The following is a 20311-nucleotide window of genomic DNA, read 5'->3' as shown; positions in this document are numbered from 1 at the left end:
CCGCGCTACGGCGGTTCGCCAGGACTTTCTGCGGGTAGAGTAGCGCCTTAAGCGCCGCGTCCGTCAGTTCTTTCGATTGGCGATGAAGCGCGCGGCGTCCTGCAGGATGGTGGCGCGCTCTCCGTATGGCGAAAGCAGCCCCACGGCCTCCTCGGCAATTGCGTCAAGCCGTTCCTCCGCCCAGGTAATACCCTTCAAAGAAACCAGGGTTCCTTTGCCACGAGCGGCGTCCTTGCCGGTTGCCTTGCCCATGGTTTGCGCGTCTGCCTTCACGTCCAGGAGATCATCGGCAAGCTGGAAAGCGAGCCCGATCGTTTCTCCGAAGTGGCGTAGCTGCTGGCGGTCGGCTGCTCCGGCGCCCGCGACGACAGCGCCCGCTTCGCAAGCAAAGCGAAGCAGCGCACCGGTCTTCATGGCCTGCAAAGTCACGATCCCAGCTTCGTCCGGCGGAGTGATCTCGGCGGCGAGATCGAGGGCTTGCCCACCGGCCATGCCGCCAAGGCCTGCCGAGCGCGCAAGTGCCAGGACGAGTTCGGTTTTCTGCCGATCGGAAAGATCCGTTTCAGGCGCTGCTATGATGTCGAAGGCATAGGTCAGGAGGCTATCGCCGGCCAGGATAGCCGAAGCCTCGTCGAAGGCTTTATGAACCGTCGGCTGCCCGCGACGCATATCGTCATCGTCCATGGCCGGCAGATCGTCATGAATGAGTGAGTAGCAATGGATGCATTCCAATGCTGCGCCTACGCGCGCCGCAGCCTCACCCTGACCACCAAGCATGACCGCGCTTTCCATCACGAGAAAAGGTCTCAGACGCTTGCCGCCGTTGAGCGCACCGTGCCGGATGGCGGCCATAAGGTTTGCCGGGCGGATGGTTTCGTCTGGCTGGCAAGTGTCGCTCAGCAGGGCCGCGAGAAGCGCTTCGGTTGCGCTGGCGCAGTTTGTCAGGCGTTGCTCAAACACATCGGTTGGTCGGGTCATTCTTGCTCTTTGGCATGCTGCGCTTTTGTAGGCAACGCTGCTTCGCTCCCCAATCTGTCTTGCTCCTTTCACTGGCAATGCCCGGCTGCAGCGTCTAAGAAGCGGATCTAAGCAAGAGGGCGAGCGTGGAAGCCGAGCCGGACGAGTTCGTAAACGAGCGACATACGCGTGCAAGGAACCGGGGGCGTTCGCCAATCCGGCGCATCTTCCGCCGACTGATACTTCTTGGTCTGGCTCTGCTCGCCGCCCCATACCTGCTGATTCTGGTCTATGCGGCCGCCTTCGTGCATCCGGTATCGACGTTGATGCTGGCGGATCTCCTGAAACTGCAAGGCTTTGACCGGCGCTGGGTCAGCCTCGACGAGATCTCTCCCAACCTCGTGCAGGCAGTGATGATGTCGGAGGATGGGCAGTTCTGTCGCCATGGCGGCGTCGATTGGGGTGAAATGAAGGTGGTGGTGCAAGAAGCACTCGAGGGTGAAACCACTCGCGGCGCAAGCACCATCCCGATGCAGACGGCGAAGAACTTGTTTCTCTGGAACGGCCGCTTCTTTGTCCGCAAGGTGCTGGAACTGCCGTTGGCAATCACCGCGGATTTCGTCTGGTCGAAACGGCGGATGATGGAGATATATCTCAACATTGCCGAATGGGGGCCTGGCATCTACGGGGCCGAGGCCGCCGCCCAGCACCATTTCGGTGTTTCGGCGAAGGAGTTGACGCGACGCCAGGCAGCATTGCTTGCCGTCTCGCTCCCCAATCCGACCACCCGTGTCGCAAGCAAGCCCGGCAAAGGCATGCAGCGGCTGGCTGGCGTCGTGGAGCGTAGGGCAAGAAGTTCGGGAGAGTACATCACCTGCATTTATGGGTGAGTTCTCCTCTTTTCATTGGTCGGAGCCAAATTGTGGCGCTATCCCACTTCATTGTTGAAAGGTGGAGATGCGCATGAGTGACCTGATCCTCTATATCGGCAACAAGAACTACTCTTCCTGGTCCTTCCGCCCTTGGGTTGCCATGACGGCTGCCGGCATTCCGTTCAAAGAATTTGTGATCCCGTTCGATTTCCCGGCAGGGAACCCACGCTTCAGTGAGGTGTCTCCCACAGCCCGGGTTCCCGCCCTGCATCACGGTGAACTGCGGGTCTGGGAATCGCTGGCAATCATTGAGTATGTGGCGGAACTCTTCCCCGATCATCCGGTCTGGCCTACTGCTGCGTCTGATAGAGCCGTTGCACGTTCGATCTCCATGGAAATGCTGGGAGGTTTCGGGGCGCTGCGCAACGCCTGCCCAATGAACTTCCGGCGGCCACGACGCTCCATAGACCTTCCTGCGGGTGTCACGGAGGATGTCGAGCGCATCTCCTCGATCTGGAAAGAGTGCCGTGACAGGTCCGGCGGCCCTTACCTCTTCGGGACCTTTTCAGCTGCCGATGCCATGTTCGCCCCGGTCGTGAACCGCTTCGATGTTTATGACCTCGTAGACGATCGCGAGGTGCTAGGTTACATGGAGGCCGTGCAGAGCCATCCAGCCTGGCTGAAGTGGCGGGAGGCGGCCCTTGCGGAAACCTGGGTAGTGGCTGAAGACGAGGCTTGACAGCGTTACGGATTTTTTGCCGTGGGGACTGGTCAAGTGCCCGATCAACATGTATAAGCCGGCCCAATTTCCGATATTAAGGCTTGTCCATTTCGGCTTGATTTGCCGGGGACGATGCTTTCGCACGAAAGTGGAGTAACGAGAATGGCTGTACCCAAGAGAAAAACAAGCCCGTCGAAACGCGGTATGCGCCGTTCGGCAGACGCGCTGAAGAACCCGACCTATGTCGAAGACAAGAACTCCGGCGAGTTGCGCCGCCCGCACCACATCGACCTTAAGACGGGGATGTATCGCGGTCGTCAGGTGCTGACGCCAAAGGAAAGCGCGTAAGCGTTTTCTTATGTAAAAAAGGGGCCGGGTTACCGGCCTTTTTTGTTGCGCAGTTGTCGATCTGTTAGAGGCTATCGATCCGGCTCTGCAAGGCCCGCAGCTGTTCCTTCAGCTCGTCAAGATCTTTAGGGTCGCTTGTCTTTTCATTGGTCGCGGCGCCCTGAGCACCGAAGGGCGAGAACATCTGCATCGCCTGGCGAAACATCTCCGTGTTGCGGCGAACCTGTTCTTCCATCAATTGCATAGGTGCCTGCAGGTTCTTCGTGAGCGGCGTCTCACCGAAAGCTCGCGTCATCTGCTCGCGCATCTGCACCTGCTGATCGGCGAAGGCGTGCATGGAATGCTCGAGAAAGGTCGGGACCACCATTTGCATCTGATCTCCATAGTAGGAGATCAACTGCCGCAGAAATGAAATTGGCAGAAGCGTATTTCCTGTTTTCGATTCCTGCTCGAAGATAATCTGTGTCAGCACAGAGTGGGTGATGTCGGCCCCGGTCTTCGCGTCCTGAACAACAAATTCCTCCCCTTTCTTCACCATCTTTGCGAGGTCTTCCAGCGTCACATACGTGCTTGTGCCCGTATTGTAGAGGCGCCGGTTGGCGTATTTTTTTATGATGGTTTCGCCTTCGTTCTTGGCCATGTTTGCCTCCTCGGAGCCGTGCATTCATACGGATGGGCTCTCCCTGACAAACTGTAAGCCCAAAAATGCGGGACTGACAATGTCGTTTTGTGCATCGCGGTGTGGGCCATGCTGCGCAGCCAAGGATCGTAAGGCCTTGACCTGCGTCACCTCCGGGTTCTTACGCGTTTGACTCCGGATGTGACGCCTGCCAGTGTTTCACCACAACAAAATCGAGGAAGCGCCATGAGCCAGTCATCAATCGTCATAGCCGCCGCAGCCCGTACCGCCGTTGCCTCATTCAATGGTGCCTTTGCCAATGTTCCCGCTCATGAGCTTGGCGCCGCCGCTGTGCGGGGAGCTCTCGAGCGAGCGAAGGTCAGCTCCGACGAGGTCGACGAGGTCATCCTGGGGCAGGTCCTGCCGGCGGGAGAGGGCCAGAATCCCGCAAGACAGGCGGCAATGAAGGCGGGGGTGCCGCAGGAGGCAACGGCCTGGGGCGTCAACCAGCTCTGCGGCTCCGGCTTGCGCGCCGTTGCGCTGGCGATGCAGCAGATCGCTTTGGGTGATGCGCGCATTGTCGTTGCCGGTGGGCAGGAGTCCATGTCGATGGCGCCGCATTGCGCGCATCTGCGTAACGGCGTGAAGATGGGCGACATGAAAATGATCGACACTATGATCAAAGATGGCCTTACCGACGCCTTCTACGGCTACCACATGGGCATCACTGCCGAGAACATCGCCCGCCAGTGGCAGCTTTCGCGCGACGAGCAGGATAACTTTGCAGTCGCCTCGCAAAACAAAGCTGAGGCAGCTCAAGCTGCCGGCAGGTTCAAGGACGAGATCATTCCATTCGTCGTCAAGGGGAGAAAGGGCGATGTCACCGTTGATGCCGACGAGTACATTCGCATCGGCGCGACGCTCGACAACATGGCCAAACTCCGCCCGGCCTTCGACAAGGACGGCACCGTGACCGCCGGCAACGCTTCGGGTATCAACGACGGAGCTGCTGCCGCGGTGCTGATGACGGAGGAGGAGGCGTCCCGTCGGGGTATCACTCCACTGGTGCGGATCGTTTCCTGGGCAACGGCCGGAGTCGACCCGCAAGTCATGGGCACTGGTCCGATTCCCGCGTCGCGAAAGGCACTGGACAAGGCCGGCTGGAAGGCAAGCGATCTTGACCTCGTCGAGGCGAACGAAGCCTTTGCCGCGCAGGCCTGTGCGGTCAACAAGGAACTGGGCTGGGATCCCTCCATCGTCAACGTCAACGGCGGTGCCATTGCGATTGGACATCCAATCGGGGCTTCTGGCGCCCGCATCTTGAATACGTTGGTGTTCGAGATGAAGCGCCGCGGTTCCCGCAAGGGCTTGGCAACCTTGTGCATCGGCGGCGGCATGGGCGTCGCGATGTGCGTGGAGGCGATGTAGCGCCTACGGGATGATGAGAGTGCGTCGGGCCTCTCGGGGCCGGTCGGAACCGCCTGAAGGGAGGAGGCTCGATGAGTAAAGTTGCTTTGGTGACGGGGGGTACACGGGGCATAGGTGCCGCGATCTGCGTGGCGCTGAATGCGGCTGGCTATAAGGTCGCGGCCAATTACGCAGGCAACGAGGAAAAGGCGCAAGCATTCGGGGAGGTGACCGGCATTCCGGTCTTCAAATGGGATGTTTCAAGTTACCAGGCTTGTGCCGACGGTGTCGGTCAGGTGGAGAACGAAATCGGTCCCGTCGAGGTCCTCGTCAACAATGCCGGTATCACGCGAGACGCTATGTTTCACAAGATGACACCGGAGCAGTGGAACGAGGTGATCTCCACCAACCTCAGCGGTCTATTCAACATGACCCATAGGGTCTGGAGCGGAATGCGTGACAGAAATTTTGGGCGCATCATCAACATATCATCCATCAACGGCCAGAAAGGGCAGATGGGGCAGGTCAATTACTCGGCGGCCAAGGCCGGAGATCTCGGGTTCACCAAGGCCCTGGCGCAAGAAGGTGCAGCCAAGAACATCACCGTCAACGCAATTTGCCCCGGCTATATAGCAACAGAGATGGTGAAGGCGGTTCCTGAGAATGTGCTGAAAGAGCGGATTCTTCCGCAGATTCCAGTGGGAAGACTAGGAGAGCCGGAAGAGATTGCTCGTTGTGTCGTCTTCCTTGCCTCAACCGATGCGGGGTTCATTACCGGATCCACGCTCACCGCGAACGGGGGGCAGTATTACGCCGGTTAAGCATGAAAAAAGGCGCCGCTAAGGCGCCTTTTGGAGTTCTATGCTGCGGCTTAGCGGCAACGGGCTTCGTAGGTCCGGCCGTAGCGGTCGCGATAGACGCAGTAGCCACTACGCTCCTGCGACGCACCAACGAGAGCACCCACTGCACCGCCTGCAACAGCGCCGACGGCCGCGCCGCCCCAGCTGTTGGTAGCGACACCGCCGATAACGGCACCCGTGCCGGCGCCGATGGCCGTGCCACGCTCGGTAGAGGTGCAGGATGCGAGAGAGCCGATCAAGGCGCCTGCGAGCAAGATCTTTTTCATGACGTGTTCCTTCCCGTTTGGTGAACGCTAAACTTAGAACCTGCCCATGAGCAGGAGGATGATGACGATGACGAGGACCAGTCCAAGTCCTCCCGATGGCCCATAGCCCCATCCGCGGCTGTAGCCCCAATTCGGCAAAGCGCCAATCAGGAGCAGGATGAGGACGACCAGCAACACCGTTCCGAGCATGCGTGTTTTCTCCGATCCCGGTTTCTTACAGGATGCGGGAACAAACGCTTCTTCTTCCGTTTGGTTCCAAGAGGGCATTGCGACAGAATATGATCGTTTCGACCATTCAAAGAGAGGCCGCTGCGGCGTTGCGGCTGCTCCAACAGAACAAAAACGGAAGACCGCAAGTCCGCGATTCGTCGCCGTTTCGTTCGTATTTGTTCTGATGTGCGTGCCGCTTTATTCTCTAGAGAAAAAGCGGCCTTCACTTGCCAAGGCTTTGCAACATAGCCATCTCTGCCCTTGGTCAAGTGCGGTCTCGCAAGCAGGCGAGTGTTTATTCATACGGATCCAGCTTTGAACTTTCAGCCCATGATGCTTAGCGGGCGTGGCGTCACCGCCGTGCTCGGGCCGACAAATACCGGCAAGACGCACTACGCTATAGAACGCATGGTGGCTCACGGCAGCGGCGTCATTGGGTTGCCGCTGCGGCTGCTTGCCCGCGAAGTCTATACCCGCGTAGTAGAGAAGGTGGGCGCCTCTGCCGTTGCGCTGGTGACCGGGGAAGAAAAGATTAGCCCGCCAGGCGCGCGGTTCTCCGTCTGCACTGTCGAGGCCATGCCTCGGGAGACCAAGGCAGCCTTTGTCGCGATCGATGAGGTACAATTGGCTGCTGATCTGGAGCGCGGCCATATCTTTACCGATCGCATCATGCACCTTCGGGGTCGTGAGGAGACACTGCTGCTGGGTGCCGGCACGATGCGAAGGATCCTCGAGAGACTGCTTCCGGGCATCAGCGTGATCGAGCGGCCGCGCATGTCGCAGCTCTTCTATGCGGGGCAGAAGAAGATTACGCGATTGCCGCAACGCACTGCCATCGTCGCCTTCTCTGCCGATGAAGTCTATGCGATTGCTGAATTGATCCGGCGCCAGCGTGGCGGCGCGGCAGTGGTGCTGGGCGCACTCAGTCCTCGCACACGCAACGCGCAGGTGGGTCTCTATCAGGAAGGTGATGTCGAATATCTGGTTGCGACGGATGCGATCGGCATGGGCCTCAACCTCGATGTCGACCACGTTGCCTTCGCGCAAGATCGCAAATTCGATGGCTTTCAGTTCCGCAACCTGAATCCTGCAGAAATGGGTCAGATCGCCGGCCGTGCCGGGCGCCACGTCCGCGACGGGACTTTCGGCGTCACCGGGCAGGTCCAGCCGCTCGACGAGGAACTGGTGGAGCGCATCGAAACCCACGAGTTCGACGAGGTCAAGGTTCTGCAGTGGCGCTCCAAGGCGCTCGACTTCTCCTCCATCCGCAATTTGCGCTCCAGCTTGGAGGTGGCACCGGCGGTGCCCGGCCTCACACGCGCGCTCCCGGCCACGGATAGTCAGGCCCTCGACTATTTATCTCGCTATCCTGAGATCATTGATGCCGCGACCTCACCGGATCGGGTGGAGAAGCTGTGGGAGGCCTGCGCACTTCCGGATTATCGCCGCATCGCGCCTGCTCAGCATGCGGACCTCATTTCGACGCTTTTCTCGGATCTCGTTCGCTTCGGCTCAGTCAACGAGGATTTTATGTCCGAGCAGGTTAGGCGGGCGGATCGGACGGATGGCGAGATCGATACTTTGTCTGCCCGTATCGCTCAGATCCGCACGTGGACCTATGTCTCCAACCGCCCTGGTTGGCTTGCCGATCCGACACACTGGCAGGAAAAGACGAGAGAAATTGAGGACAGGCTGTCGGACGCACTACATGAACGGTTGACGAAACGGTTCGTTGACCGCAGGACATCTGTGCTCATGAAGCGCCTGAGAGAGAATGCGATGCTGGAAGCTGAAATCAGTGTGAATGGTGATGTCTTCGTGGAAGGTCATCACGTCGGGCAATTGGCCGGTTTTCGGTTTACGCCGATCGCCGGTGCCGAGGGCCCGGATGCGAAAGCCGTCCAAGGCGCAGCATACAAAGCTCTCGCGCTCGAGTTCGAAGCGCGGGCGGCACGTCTTTACGCGTCCGGCAATGGCGACCTCGCGCTTGGGTCCGACGGCTTCGTTCGCTGGTTGGGAGACCCGGTTGCTCGGCTTGCGAGCAGCGATCATATTATGCGTCCCCGCGCCATTTTGCTCGCGGATGAGCAGTTGACCGGCAATGCACGGGATCATGTCCAGGCTCGGATTGAGCGCTTCATCAATCACCACATCGCGACCGTGCTCAAGCCGCTTGACGATCTTTCGCGGGCAGAGGATCTGCAGGGGCTCGCCAAAGGTCTTGCTTTCCAGATCGTCGAGAACCTCGGCGTTCTCTTCCGCCGTGATGTCGCCGACGACGTAAAGTCGCTCGACCAGGATAGTAGAGCCTCCATGCGCCGTTATGGCATCCGATTTGGCGCCTACCATATCTTCATGCCCGCGTTGCTGAAGCCAGCGCCGGCAGAGCTGATCACACTTCTTTGGGCTCTTAAGAACGATGGTCTGGACAAGCCGGGGTATGGCGAGCTCATCCCGGCGCTTGCCGCCGGCCGCACCTCGGTTGTCGCAGACCCGAGCTTCGAGCGCATGTTTTATAAGCTCGCAGGCTTCCGTTTCCTCGGCAAGCGTGCCGTACGCATTGATATCCTGGAGCGGCTGGCGGACCTGATCCGCCCGCTTCTGCAGTGGAAGCCCGGTACGTCGCCGCGCCCTGAAGGGGCCTATGACGGCCGCCGCTTTGTCGCGACGACGTCTATGCTGTCAATCCTCGGTGCAACGCCCGACGATATGGAAGAGATCCTGAAGGGTCTTGGCTACCGCGCCGACAGCGTTGATGCGGCAGAGGCGACAGCCTTCCTGTCGGCGCAGGATCCGGCGCGAGCAGAGGCTCAGCCTGATGCAACCGAAGCACCGAAGGACAGCGCGGAAGCGTTCGCTGCAGAGAACACGACTGCCAGCTCGGAAGCCGTCGCTGATGCCGGCGAAGCAACTCAGGCTGTTGCCGAGGTAGTAGCGGGTGATCAAGAGACGCAAAAGACGGAAAAGCCCGCAGCCGAAATGACAGAGGCGGAGACGCCTAAGCCGGTTCTGCTCTGGCGGCCGGGTGGTCGCAACGAGAACCAGCGTGGTGGACGTTCCCAGCAAAGCGACAGGCGCCCTGGCGGGCGGGGAGAGGAGCGCGGAGACAATGGTGAGCGTGGACCGCGCCAAGGTGGTCGTCCCAGCCGGGAGAACCGCCGCTCTGAGGGCAAGTCGGAACGGCCGGGTCGTCCTGAACGGAGCGAACGCCAGGATCGCGGCAAAGCGCCGCAGCCGGCTCGCTTCGAGAGCAAGCCTCCTCGGAAGGAAAAGCCAATGGATCCGGATTCTCCTTTCGCAAAGCTTGCGGCTCTCAAGGAGCAGATGAAGAAGTAGCCATGACGGTTGAAGAGCAGCCACTGGGCGGGACGCAGCAGCGCATCGACAAGTGGCTCTTCTTTGCACGGATCGTGAGATCGCGTTCGCTTGCGCAGTCGCTTGTTTCGGCGGGTGGCGTCATGATCAACGGCAATCCCGTTGCCCAGCCCCGTCATCTTGTCCGAGTGGGTGACAAGATCGAACTTCTGCTTGAGCGTGGAGATGTATGTCTGCTCGTGCGAGGATGTGGCATTCGACGCGGTCCCTATGAAGAAGCTCGCCAACTGTACGAGCAACTCTCTACGGACAAAGACCAACCGAGGCTGACTCCCTTCGAGCGGGCACAACGCCGCTTGCGTCCTCATGGACGAGGCGGCATCCCCTGAAGAGGGCACACGATCCGGCCCGTGCTTGCTGAGGATCCACTTAGAGGAAAAATGCTTCCGATACAGGCGTTTCGGTGGAAGCTTTATCCTTGCAAGGCGCATTGAAAGGTTCTACGTCACGTTCAAAACAGGCGCATCGGCTGTCGTGGCCGGAGATGCCTTTGCCGGGCTCCGCACTTCCCACACTTGTCCCGGCCGTTCGCGATATCCTGGAGTGCCGCATGACCTACGTCGTCACCGACAATTGTGTTCGCTGCAAGTACACCGATTGTGTCGAAGTCTGCCCTGTTGACTGCTTCTACGAGGGTGAGAACTTTCTCGTTATCCACCCGGACGAATGCATCGATTGCGGCGTCTGCGAGCCTGAATGTCCTGCGGAAGCCATCAAGCCGGACACCGAGCCGGGGCTCGACAAGTGGCTGAAGGTCAACGCTGAGTACGCGCAGGTCTGGCCAAACATCACAGTCAAGCGCGAGCCCATGCCCGAGGCCAAGGAAATGGATGGCGTTACGGGAAAGTTCGAGCAGTTCTTTTCGTCAGAGCCCGGAGCGGGCGACTGACCGGCCTTCGGGGCAGCCGGTTCACCGGGGTATGCAGCAAGGGCATTATCCTGTCGATGACTGATGCTGATTCGCCGCATACAAAAGCAAATTATTGATTTCGGCACTTTTTTGTGGTAGACCTCAAGAACTGTTCCACAAGGCGGCACTCGTGTGCCCAAAAAACATCACGAAAGCAACAGATCAAAATACGCGGTCTCCGTGACATCACACTGAGTTTTGTGTCGTCGCTCCTGCGATCGAGCTGTTTTTCGCGCACGTTGGTTGGACCAGTATCGAGTGACCCGACGGTTTCCCCCGTCTCATCCGGGCCTGCCTGACCCGGCCCCGGTCGTAAACCGGGTGCGTAACAGGGAGTTTGTTAGACGAATGACGACCCAGCAGAAAAAATCTTCGGCGCGCCAGGGATTCAAGACCGGCGAAGCGATCGTGTATCCGGCCCATGGCGTCGGGATGATCACCGCGATCGAGGAGCAAGAAGTGGCGGGCATGAAGCTCGAGCTTTTTGTGATCGATTTCGACAAGGATAAGATGCGGCTGAAGGTGCCTGTTACCAAAGCAGTCAGCATCGGTATGCGGAAGCTCTCAGAGACGGATTTCGTCGAGCGCGCATTGAAGGTGGTTCAAGGCAAGGCGCGCGTCAAGCGCACCATGTGGTCCCGTCGTGCGCAGGAGTATGATGCGAAGATCAATTCTGGCGACCTGATCTCGATTGCCGAGGTGGTGCGCGACCTTTACCGCGCCGAGAACCAGCCGGAGCAGTCTTATTCCGAACGCCAGCTCTATGAAGCCGCACTCGACCGTATGGCCCGCGAGATCGCTGCCGTAAACAAGATGTCCGACACAGAAGCTGTTCGACTGGTGGAAACCAATCTTGCCAAGGGCCCTAAGCGTGGGAAGACGGTAGAAGAAGACGAAGCCCAGGAGGAGGCGGCATAAGCCCTTCCAACCGCTGAGCAATCAAAGAAGACCCGGCCTTGCGCCGGGTTTTTCTTTGGAACCATTTTCTTTGTCGGACGTTAACCCGCCGGAACGGCGAACATTTCTGCCGGTCAGAATATTTTTTGAGGTTACCATCAGAGATAGAGAGCGGCCTGGATAGGGCAAGTGCTCGGGGAACAAAAAGGGGACCAAGCAAGGAAATGTAGTTTGTGCCACTTGGCGAGAAGGTGGCGCGTTGCCTTGCAGAGTTCCCAAAGCTCACGGAGAACACAATGAAAGCCATGTCCGCCGACCGCAATATGATCAAAATCGCTATGTCTGCTCCGTATCTCGCACGCGAGGAGGAACGGGATCTTGCGGTCCGCTGGAAAGACGATCAGGACCAGGATGCGCGCAACCAGATCGCGCTCGCCCACATGCGGTTGGTGATTGCCATGGCGTCCAAGTTCCGTGGCTTCGGGCTGCCGATGAGCGATCTTGTACAAGAGGGCTACGTAGGGCTTCTCGAGGCTGCGGCAAGATTTGAACCGGCGCGGGATGTTCGTTTTTCCACCTATGCCAGCTGGTGGATACGCGCATCGATGCAAGATTATATCCTACGCAACTGGTCGATCGTGCGTGGCGGCACCAGCTCGGCCCAGAAGGCGCTTTTCTTCAATCTGCGCCGCCTGCGTGCGAAGCTTGCGCGCGGTGACAGCAATCTGACCTCACGCGCCATCCATGAAGAGATTGCAGCAGCGCTTGGAGTGAGTGTTGCTGACGTTCAGACGATGGACGCCCGACTCTCTGGCAATGACGCATCCTTGCAAGCACCGTCTATTGCGGGCGACTCCGACAGTGGTGAGCGGCTCGATCTTCTCGCTAGTGCCGAACCCTTGCCAGATGAACAGGTGTCCGGAATGATCGATGGCGAAAGACGCCTCCGTTGGCTACAAGGCGCTCTCACAAAGCTGAACGAGCGGGAGAAGAAGATCATTCGAGCTCGCCGCCTTACGGACGACGGTGCAACGCTTGAGGCACTGGGTGCGGAACTCGGGATCTCTAAGGAGCGTGTGCGGCAGATCGAAAGCCGCGCGATCGAAAAGCTGAAATCCGCACTTGTTTCGGCAAATCCGCAAATGGCGGTCGTAGGTTGAAATCTATTCAGTGATCAACTTGACCCGCTGGCCTGGAGCCAGCGAGGCTCCGGCAGGCATGGCATTGATTAGCTTGAACAGGTCGAGCTTGCGGTCGGTGCCCATCATCCGTGCAGCTAGCGTTGTCAGCGTATCCCTTGGTCCAACCGTTACCACGCGAACCCGCAGCGGCTTAAGTGACGCGATTTCTTGGGGCGTCATCTTCCTGAAAGTCGACTTCAACACCGTCGCCACCGGCTCAAGGCGCGTGCTCCCTTTAGGCACCGCAGTCAAGAAGCGGAAGATTTGATCGTTTAGGCGGACGACCGTCACGTCAAACTCCCAGCGATCCGCAGTTGCGCGCGCCGTCGCGGCAGGCAGACCATTCACCGTCGTTTCACGGACGGTTTCAGGGAGCAACCCAGCCACCCAGCCACTCGTCAAGTAATTGGTCAAACTGTCAGTCTCGCCGGCATCGACGCCGTCAAAACGGATAGCGGTGTCCTCGGGTCCGGTTGCAAGAACGGCATCTACCTTGTTGTCGATCCGGAAATCGGCGGGGACATCGAAACGAATCCCCAATTTACCATGCAGGAAGGTCTGGCCACGCACGAAGCCTTCGTCGGGACTGTCGCCATAGAGCAGGCCGTCGATGCCTTCGATGTAGTAATCACGGCCTCTGTCGCCGACCTTGCCTTCCATCCCTTGTGCCCGCGCATGACGCCGCGCAAGCTCTAAGCGCTGCGGCGCGTTCGGGTGGCTTGAGAGGAAGTCGAGGCTTTGATCGGTGTCCGGGTCGGCCGAGGAGAAGCGGGCGTAAGCGGCCATGGAATCGAGGAACCGTGGGGCGGCATAGGGATCATAGCCAGCTTCGCCCAGCATTCGGATGCCGATGACGTCTGCCTGAAGTTCCTGTTGCCGGGAGAAGGCGGCAAGACGGAGTTTTCCACGTGCGAGAGCCTGCTTGCCGGCCAAATCGCTGGAAAGAACCTCAGCCACCACACGGCTGGCGATGACTTCCGCCTCTTCCCGCCGTTGCCGTTCAATGCCGTGGTTCGCAGTCACGTGCGCCATTTCGTGCGATAGCACCGCCGCAACTTCGGACGCATTATTGGCCAGGGCCAGCAACCCGCGCGTCACGTAGAGATAACCGCCTGGCAAGGCAAATGCATTGATCGCCGGGGAGTCAAGAATGGTGATGCGGTAGGACTGGTTAGGGTTCTCCGATACGGCGGTAAGTGCGCCGGCGATGCGAGCGACCAGCCTTTCCGTCTTGGCGTCGTGATACTCGCCACCATAGCTGGCGACGATCCGTGGATGTTCCCGTGCGCCCATCTGCGCACGAGGGTCATTCTTCTGGACCTCGTCGACAATCTGCGGAGATTTGGAGGGGGCTACATTCGGCTGATAGGCCTGATCGAGAACAGACTGGCAGCTGGACAAGGCAAGGCTAGCGGCCAGAACGAGCGCCCACACGCTCGTTCTGCGGATGCCGCCAGTCCACGCAGCAGAAGGCGCTAGCAGTGACCAATGCGGGCTCATCGTCCTAATGCGATGTGTCATCACCAAGATTCGCTATCCGATCCGCCGCTCGCCCGATCCGAATGAAGCGGGAAAGACAATGCCAGCATGCCTGACGATTTAGCGATTCCGACGCCACGATCACAGGGCTTCTGTTCTAAATAGGAGCCCCCGATGCAACCAGCGAGGTGCTGTTGCTGCGATGCCACTATGGCACGACCAAATTGTGGCAGCAGAACTAGCCTTTCAGGAATTGCGCAATGGCAGGGAGGTGCGGCTGCGCGAGAAGATCGGCGGCCTCTGAATGAAAGACGATGCGACCGTTCTCGACGAAGATAACGTCCTGTGCCAGGCGCCGCACTTCGTCGGGATCATGAGTGACAATCAGCACCGTGCTCATGGTTTCGTGATGCAGATCCCTCAACAGCGAAGCCATGGTGAGGCGAAGACCTGGATCCAGTGCCGCGAAGGGTTCATCCATGAGCAGTACCGGCTTGTTGCGAACCAACGCCCGGGCGAATGCCGCCCTCTGCTTTTCCCCGCCAGAAAGGGTCGCTGGCTTCCTCCGCTCCATCCCCCCAAGACCTACCCGCGCCAATGCGGCAGAGACGGCAAGGCGCGCGTCCTTGTCTAGTTTGAGCGCGGGGTGAATGCCGAGCCCGATATTGGTAAAGAGATCCAGGTGACCGAACAGATTGTGCTCTTGGAAAATCATCGAGACCGGCCGTTGGGCAGGATGCTTCGCCGCCATGCTTTCGCCGTCGAAGACAAGCTTCCCGGAGTCCGGTTGATCGTAGCCCGCCACCGTATTCAGCAGGGTTGTTTTCCCGGAGCCGGAAGGCCCGATGACCGCTGTGATACGACCGCCGCGGATCAAGCCCTCGAAGTGGAAGCGGGACGCTCCCAGAGTCAAATGAATCTCCTTCAGGTGAATATTCGGGCCTGGTTCAGTCTGCTGCACGCCGGCTCCTGTCGGTTTGGTGGAAAGTGCCGGTGACTGTTAACGCCAGGCAGATCATGCCCAGGATCAGCGCCAATCCGTCGGCGTCGGCCGTGCGGTAGCTCGAGAGACGGCTGTAGAGCAACCAGGGGAGCGTAACCAGGTCGTTCGATCCGAAGAGCGCGATCGCTCCGAGGTCTCCCAGGGAAAGTGCCATGGCAAAGGAGAGTGCCAGCGCGGCAGGCTTCACAAGGATTGGACGGTCAACGTACCAGAATTTCCGGAACCCGCGTAAGCCAAGGCTGGCAACCAAACGGGTGGTTCTGGCGTGATGGGCCTCCCACGTTGGCTCAAGTACTCGCATGACGAAGGGCAGGGCCATGAGCGCGTTGATTGCTACGATGAGAATGGGGGCGAATCGCGCCACCTCGCCCAATGGTCTTAGCAACAGAAACCAGCCGGTACCGAGAACCACCGGTGGCACGAGCAGGACGAGCAACGAGGAAGCCCCGAGAAGCTGCCGGTAGGCAACGGCTGCTACGCCGGGCCTGCGGCTGTCGATCGCGGCCAGGCGTCCTCGGATGAGGAGGGTGGAGGCGCTCAGAGCCAGTACGGCTGAGGCAACGGCAATTATGGCGCTGCTCGTCGCTGCTTCGATGAAGGCGTCACTGGTCAGCAGCCGACCGAGATCTGCCTGCAAGCCTTCAATAACGATGGCCGCCAGCGGCAGTAGCAGGAAAAAGACGCTTAGCAGGACAACAAGGGCATCCCAAAGACGGGCGGCAAGGCTCGTTCCATCGTAGCGTCGGCTTGGTGCGCTCGAACTGCTTCCGGTAGGATCGGTTGATCCGATCAGGCCGAGAAGGCAGAGAACGGATGCGGTCACGGCGACCTGTAGCAGGGAGAGTGCGATCGCTCTGGGAGGATCAAAATCAAAGCGCAGCGACTGGTAGATTGCCACTTCGAGTGTTGTCGCCGCCGGGCCGCCGCCCAAGACGAGGACGATGGTGAAGCTGGTGGCACACAGCATAAAGACAAGGCTGCTGATGCCTGGGAGGACGCGGGCGATCGCCGGCCACTCCAGGAACCGAAGAACGGAGAGAGGGCCCATGCCGAGGCTGCCGGCAAGCTTCCAGTACTCACCCGGTAGCCGGTCTAGCGCCGCCACTGCAAGCCGACATGCAAGCGGAAGGTTGAAGAAGACGTGGGCCAGCAGAATGCCGCCCAAGCCGTATATGCTGATCGGTTGGTCCATGCCGAGGATCATCAACAGGCTGTTGGCGACGCCCTGCCGTCCCCACACCGCAATCAGCCCCAAGGCCACCACAAGGACAGGCAAGCCCATCGGCAGTACCATCAGGCGCAGGATCCATGTCCGCAGAGGAAAATTCGGACGGCGCGCCAGTGCCAGCGCCACCGGAACTGCCAGCAGGACGGAAAGTGCCGTCGAGAGAGCTGCCTGAAGGAGCGTGAACTGCAGGATTTGCCACGTGTAGGCTGTGACGATCGTACCGCCGGGTGGCGCGGATGGGAAGGCGAGAAGAGCCAGAAGGGCCAACATCATGAAGGCCAGGACGGCTGCCAGAGCAATTGCGCCGCCAGCGACGCCTAATCGCCGCTCCCGCGGTGTCAGCATGGCGACTCTATTGCCCACTCATGGCCGCAAGCCATTCGTCAATCCAGGCATGGCGATTGTCGGCCACGTGCTGTGGGTCCATGAGGAAGGTCTTTTGCGGCTTGACGAGCCGGCTGAATGCCTCGGGCAATGGCTCGGACATTGCTGCAGCGGGCATCATCCAATTGTTGGTTGGTATCACATTTTGGAAAGCCGGTGTTGTCACAAACTGTAGGAATTGACGCGCCAGCTCCTTGCTATCGGACGTCTTCAGCAGGCCCACGAGCTCAATCTGGATATAATGGCCCTCGGCGAAGGATGCTGCCTGATATCTTTCCGTGCCTTCGGCAACCATATGGTAGGCGGGGGATGTGGTATAGGAAAGAACCATGGGCACCTCGCCCTTTGTGAGGAGTCCATAGGCCTCCGACCAGCCCGGCGTTACCGTCAGGATGCGCTGGCGCAGCTTACGCCATGCCTCGGGCGCCTGATCTCCATAGACCGACTTCACCCAAAGAAGAAATCCCAGGCCAGGCGTCGAGGTGCGTGGATCCTGGATAACGATCTTCTGCGCCGGGTCGCCTTCCACAAGCTCCTTCATACTGGACGGTGGCGCCGACAAGACCTCGGTATCATAAACCAGCGCGAAATGGCCGTAGTCATAGGGAACGAACACATCGTCGCGGTAGGCGCCGGGAACCTCGACTGCGGCGATATCTACCCTATGCTCCTCGAACAGGCCGGTGGCTTTCGCTTCTGCCGCAATATTCGTATCGAGACCGAGAGCAAGGTCGGCGTCCGTTGCCTCACCTTCAAGCTTCAGCCTCGACAGCAGAGCGACGCCGTCAGCGACACTGACGAAGTTGACCATGCAGTCGCAGGTCTTCTCGAATTCCTCCTTGACCTTCGGACCTGGGCCCCATTCAGCCGTGAAGCTCTCATAGGTGTAGATCGTAAGAGATTTGTCTTGCGCCGCCGCGACATGGGTAAAGGCAAAGCTGAATACAAAGGGGAGGAAAAGGTAGGACTTATACATTGCGCCTCCACACATTGCTTGAAGAGGGAGGTCGGCGTGAATCAGGAGCCGTCTAATCCCTCCGCCGGTCTTAGCCGGATCAGGTTCCGCGGGTTGGCATCGCCTCTCAGCCGCATCGAGCGGCACCCCGTTAGATCGGCTCTAGCAATAGCGGGCTCCCCGAACGTTGGCAAGCGCATGCGGGTCGGCGAAGACTAGTGGGGACGTTGGAACACGCGCAGTTCGCGTGGGACAGGGGCGATGCCGCCCATTCGGCTGGCAACCGCGTAACCGATCGATTGTTCTACGACATGCGGCATGACAGGCTTCGTCAGCACGCCCAGCGGCCCGGTTGCGATCCTCTCCACTTCCTCGGGATTCGCCGTCATGTAGATGACCGTCAGGCCGTACTTGCTCGCCAACTCCTGCCCCAAAGCCGGTCCGGTGCGCCCGTCGGCGAGGTTGACGTCGACGAAGGCGATATCCGCGGCCTGCGCCAGTGCCAGCGCGTGGCTTCGTCCGCTGGCAAGACCGGCCACCTGAAGGCCCATCGCCTCGACAGTGTCGGCAACATCCAACGCAATAAGGAATTCGTCTTCAACGATGAGAATACGCTGCTCCGGCGGTTGCGGGGAAAGCCGACGACTCGATACATTTGCCAGCATGTGAAACCTCTCCTGCGGGTTTGCTGCGTCGTGCGGTTCTGTTGTATCAGAATGGCACTGGTCACCGAACGAGGGTCTGCAGCTAATGTTCCGTTCCGCCGGCGGAACCCGCTGAAAGGCTGCCGTTATGGATAACGGATGGTTAACCCGCTCCCTCGATCTCTTCGCGCAGCATCTCCAGTTCCAGCCATTCCTCTTCCATTCGCGTCAGATCTTCGCGCAGCTTCTCCAACTCCTTGGCGAGCCTGTTGAAGCCTGTGGGATCCTTTGTGAAGAGAGCCGGGTCCGCCATTTTCTGTTCCCGTGCTGCAATATCCGCCTCCGCCTTTGCCATCTCCTGAGGGAGATTCTCCAGCGCGAACTTCTGCTTGAACGAGAGCTTGCTCTTGTTCTTCCCAGCTTCGGGGGCGGTGGGTGTTGCATCCGACCGCGATTTCTCCTGTTTTCCCAGTCGCCGCCGTTCGTCCTGGGCCCCCTTGCGTTGCGTTAGCATGTCAGAATAGCCACCGGCATATTCGATCCAGCGACCGTCGGGTGTCTCGGGACTGGCGGGAGCAAGTGTGGAGGTTACGGTGCGATCCAGGAAGTCGCGGTCGTGGCTGACAAGGATGACGGTACCGTTGTAGCCCGACACGATCTCCTGCAAGAGATCTAGCGTTTCTAGGTCGAGATCGTTGGTCGGCTCGTCAAGGATCAGGAGGTTTGAGGGCTTGGCCATGATGCGCGCCAGCATCAGCCTTGCCCGTTCGCCGCCCGAGAGGTTCTTGATCGGGGTTCGGATCTGCTCCGGCTGGAACAAGAAGTCCTTCATGTAGCCGGCCACATGACGTTGCTCACCGTTGACCAGCAGCGTCTCGCCTCGTCCATCTGTCAGGTAATGGGATAGCGTGTCTTCGGGGTTCAGGTCTTCGCGTTTCTGATCCAGCGTCGCGATGTCGAGATTGGTCCCCAGCCCGACCGTGCCGGAGTCCGGTTCAAGCTCTCCGATCAGCATCTTCAACAAAGTCGTCTTGCCGGCGCCGTTCGGACCGACCAAACCGATCCGGTCACCCCGATGAACGCGCATCGAGAAGGAAGAAACGATCGCCCGGCCTTCATAGCTCTTCGTGATTGCTTCGGCCTCAATGACCAATTTCCCCGATTCCTGCGCCTCGGAAACCTTTGCCTGTACCGACCCCTGCGGACCCTGGTGGCCACGATAAGCCGAGCGCATTGTCTGTAGTTCCCCGAGGCGGCGTACATTGCGTTTGCGTCGTGCCGTCACCCCGTAACGCAACCAGTGTTCCTCGCGCTCGATTGCCTTGCCGAGTTTGTGCTGCTCCAGCTCCTCTGCTTCCAGCACCTCGTCCCGCCAGCTTTCGAAATGGCCGAAGCCGCGGTCGAGGCGGCGTGAGACGCCGCGATCGAGCCAGACGGTCGCAGTGGAGACCTTTTCCAGGAAACGCCGGTCGTGCGAGATCAGAACGAGCGCACTGCGGGTCTTCCTGAGTTCCTCTTCCAGCCACTCGATCGTCGGCAGATCGAGATGATTGGTCGGCTCATCGAGCATCAGGATGTCCGGCTCTGGTGCCATGACGCGGGCAAGCGCTGCGCGTCGCGCCTCGCCACCGGAAAGCCTGGCAGGATCCTCCTCACCCGTGAGCCCCAGATGCTCCAGCAGATAGGTCACCCTATACGCGTCATCTCCGGGCGCAAGTCCGGCCTCGGCATAGGCCTGCACGGTCGTGTGGCCTGCAAAGTCGGGAGCCTGCTCCAGATAGCGTATCGTCGACGCCGGATGACGGAACACTTCGCCGGATTGCGGCTCAACCAAGCCGGCCGCAATCTTCATCAGCGTTGACTTGCCGGAGCCGTTGCGGCCGACGAGGCAGATCCGGTCCCCCAGTTCCACTTGCAGGCCAGCGCCCGCCAAAAGGGGCGTCCCTCCAAAGCTTAGTCGGATGTCGTCGAGTTTAAGGATCGGTGGTGCCAAGG

Annotated in this window: 20 protein-coding genes and 1 riboswitch; of the genes, 10 read left to right on the top strand and 10 right to left on the bottom strand. The window is 59.6% G+C overall.

Annotated elements, in window-relative coordinates; all coding sequences use genetic code 11:
- Positions 1–63: 63 nt before the first annotated feature.
- Entirely contained in the window at positions 64–978 is a 915-nt protein-coding gene (locus tag LXM96_RS08855; protein WP_239998095.1) for a polyprenyl synthetase family protein, read from the bottom strand.
- A gap of 194 nt (positions 979–1172) precedes the next feature.
- Here LXM96_RS08855 and mtgA point away from each other — a divergent pair, with 194 nt between their 5' ends.
- The 3 genes from mtgA (at position 1173) to rpmF (ending at position 2898) form a co-directional block, all read left to right on the top strand.
- The gene (mtgA, locus tag LXM96_RS08850; protein WP_239998224.1) at positions 1173–1847 is read left to right on the top strand and encodes a monofunctional biosynthetic peptidoglycan transglycosylase; all 675 of its coding nucleotides are present in this window, start codon (positions 1173–1175) and stop codon (positions 1845–1847) included.
- Positions 1848–1920: 73 nt separating this feature from the next.
- Positions 1921–2568 (top strand): glutathione S-transferase family protein, encoded by a 648-nt coding sequence (locus LXM96_RS08845; RefSeq protein WP_239998094.1) that lies wholly within the window; start codon positions 1921–1923, stop codon positions 2566–2568.
- Positions 2569–2712: 144 nt separating this feature from the next.
- On the top strand, positions 2713–2898 hold the full coding sequence (gene rpmF, locus LXM96_RS08840; RefSeq protein ID WP_027487079.1) for a 50S ribosomal protein L32: 186 nt from the start codon (positions 2713–2715) through the stop codon (positions 2896–2898).
- A 64-nt stretch (positions 2899–2962) separates the two neighbouring features.
- On the opposite strand, the gene phaR is transcribed toward rpmF, so the two are convergent.
- On the bottom strand, positions 2963–3538 hold the full coding sequence (gene phaR / locus LXM96_RS08835; protein WP_239998093.1) for a polyhydroxyalkanoate synthesis repressor PhaR: 576 nt from the start codon (positions 3536–3538) through the stop codon (positions 2963–2965).
- Between the two features lie 225 nt (positions 3539–3763).
- Here phaR and LXM96_RS08830 point away from each other — a divergent pair, with 225 nt between their 5' ends.
- Together LXM96_RS08830 and phbB are read left to right on the top strand one after the other, a co-directional pair.
- Positions 3764–4945, top strand: coding sequence for an acetyl-CoA C-acetyltransferase (locus LXM96_RS08830; protein ID WP_239998092.1), 1182 nt, complete (start codon positions 3764–3766; stop codon positions 4943–4945).
- A gap of 71 nt (positions 4946–5016) precedes the next feature.
- A complete protein-coding gene (gene phbB / locus LXM96_RS08825) occupies positions 5017–5745 on the top strand; it encodes a beta-ketoacyl-ACP reductase (protein ID WP_239998091.1) in 729 nt (242 codons plus the stop codon).
- A gap of 50 nt (positions 5746–5795) precedes the next feature.
- Here the strand turns inward: phbB and LXM96_RS08820 are convergent, their stop codons facing one another.
- Positions 5796–6050 (bottom strand): YMGG-like glycine zipper-containing protein, encoded by a 255-nt coding sequence (locus tag LXM96_RS08820; RefSeq protein ID WP_239998090.1) that lies wholly within the window; start codon positions 6048–6050, stop codon positions 5796–5798.
- A gap of 33 nt (positions 6051–6083) precedes the next feature.
- Positions 6084–6239 (bottom strand): DUF3309 family protein, encoded by a 156-nt coding sequence (locus tag LXM96_RS08815; RefSeq protein ID WP_239998089.1) that lies wholly within the window; start codon positions 6237–6239, stop codon positions 6084–6086.
- 351 nt (positions 6240–6590) lie between these two features.
- Between LXM96_RS08815 and LXM96_RS08810 the strand changes: the two genes are divergently transcribed.
- The 5 genes from LXM96_RS08810 (at position 6591) to LXM96_RS08790 (ending at position 12602) form a co-directional block, all read left to right on the top strand.
- On the top strand, positions 6591–9596 hold the full coding sequence (locus tag LXM96_RS08810) for a helicase-related protein (RefSeq protein WP_239998223.1): 3006 nt from the start codon (positions 6591–6593) through the stop codon (positions 9594–9596).
- Positions 9597–9598: 2 nt separating this feature from the next.
- Positions 9599–9964, top strand: coding sequence for an RNA-binding S4 domain-containing protein (locus tag LXM96_RS08805; protein ID WP_239998088.1), 366 nt, complete (start codon positions 9599–9601; stop codon positions 9962–9964).
- Positions 9965–10185: 221 nt separating this feature from the next.
- Positions 10186–10524, top strand: a complete 339-nt coding sequence (fdxA, locus tag LXM96_RS08800; RefSeq protein ID WP_239998087.1) for a ferredoxin FdxA — start codon at positions 10186–10188, stop codon at positions 10522–10524.
- A 369-nt stretch (positions 10525–10893) separates the two neighbouring features.
- Positions 10894–11463: a CarD family transcriptional regulator gene (locus LXM96_RS08795; RefSeq protein WP_239998086.1), complete on the top strand. Its 570-nt coding sequence runs from the start codon at positions 10894–10896 to the stop codon at positions 11461–11463.
- A 275-nt stretch (positions 11464–11738) separates the two neighbouring features.
- Positions 11739–12602 (top strand): RNA polymerase factor sigma-32, encoded by an 864-nt coding sequence (locus LXM96_RS08790; protein WP_239998085.1) that lies wholly within the window; start codon positions 11739–11741, stop codon positions 12600–12602.
- Between the two features lie 3 nt (positions 12603–12605).
- Here LXM96_RS08790 and LXM96_RS08785 read toward each other — a convergent pair whose 3' ends face one another.
- The 6 genes from LXM96_RS08785 to LXM96_RS08760 form a co-directional block, all read right to left on the bottom strand.
- Entirely contained in the window at positions 12606–14144 is a 1539-nt protein-coding gene (locus tag LXM96_RS08785) for a M48 family metalloprotease (protein ID WP_239998084.1), read from the bottom strand.
- 196 nt (positions 14145–14340) lie between these two features.
- On the bottom strand, positions 14341–15063 hold the full coding sequence (locus tag LXM96_RS08780) for a thiamine ABC transporter ATP-binding protein (RefSeq protein ID WP_394801919.1): 723 nt from the start codon (positions 15061–15063) through the stop codon (positions 14341–14343).
- Complete coding sequence (locus LXM96_RS08775) at positions 15050–16678, bottom strand: thiamine/thiamine pyrophosphate ABC transporter permease ThiP (RefSeq protein WP_239998083.1); 1629 nt, start codon at positions 16676–16678, stop codon at positions 15050–15052. Before LXM96_RS08775 ends, LXM96_RS08780 begins: the two co-directional genes overlap by 14 nt.
- Before the next feature lie 7 nt (positions 16679–16685).
- Positions 16686–17693: a thiamine ABC transporter substrate binding subunit gene (gene thiB, locus LXM96_RS08770; protein ID WP_239998082.1), complete on the bottom strand. Its 1008-nt coding sequence runs from the start codon at positions 17691–17693 to the stop codon at positions 16686–16688.
- A gap of 39 nt (positions 17694–17732) precedes the next feature.
- A riboswitch (TPP riboswitch) is annotated at positions 17733–17833 on the bottom strand.
- Positions 17834–17887: 54 nt separating this feature from the next.
- On the bottom strand, positions 17888–18337 hold the full coding sequence (locus LXM96_RS08765; RefSeq protein WP_239998081.1) for a response regulator: 450 nt from the start codon (positions 18335–18337) through the stop codon (positions 17888–17890).
- 142 nt (positions 18338–18479) lie between these two features.
- A complete protein-coding gene (locus LXM96_RS08760; protein ID WP_239998080.1) occupies positions 18480–20309 on the bottom strand; it encodes an ABC-F family ATP-binding cassette domain-containing protein in 1830 nt (609 codons plus the stop codon).
- Positions 20310–20311: the final 2 nt, after the last annotated feature.

The organism is Rhizobium halophilum (assembly GCF_021648825.1).
Lineage (GTDB): Bacteria > Pseudomonadota > Alphaproteobacteria > Rhizobiales > Rhizobiaceae > Neorhizobium > Neorhizobium halophilum.
Note: the sequence above shows the minus strand (reverse complement) of the source record. Positions and strands in the feature narration are given on the sequence as shown.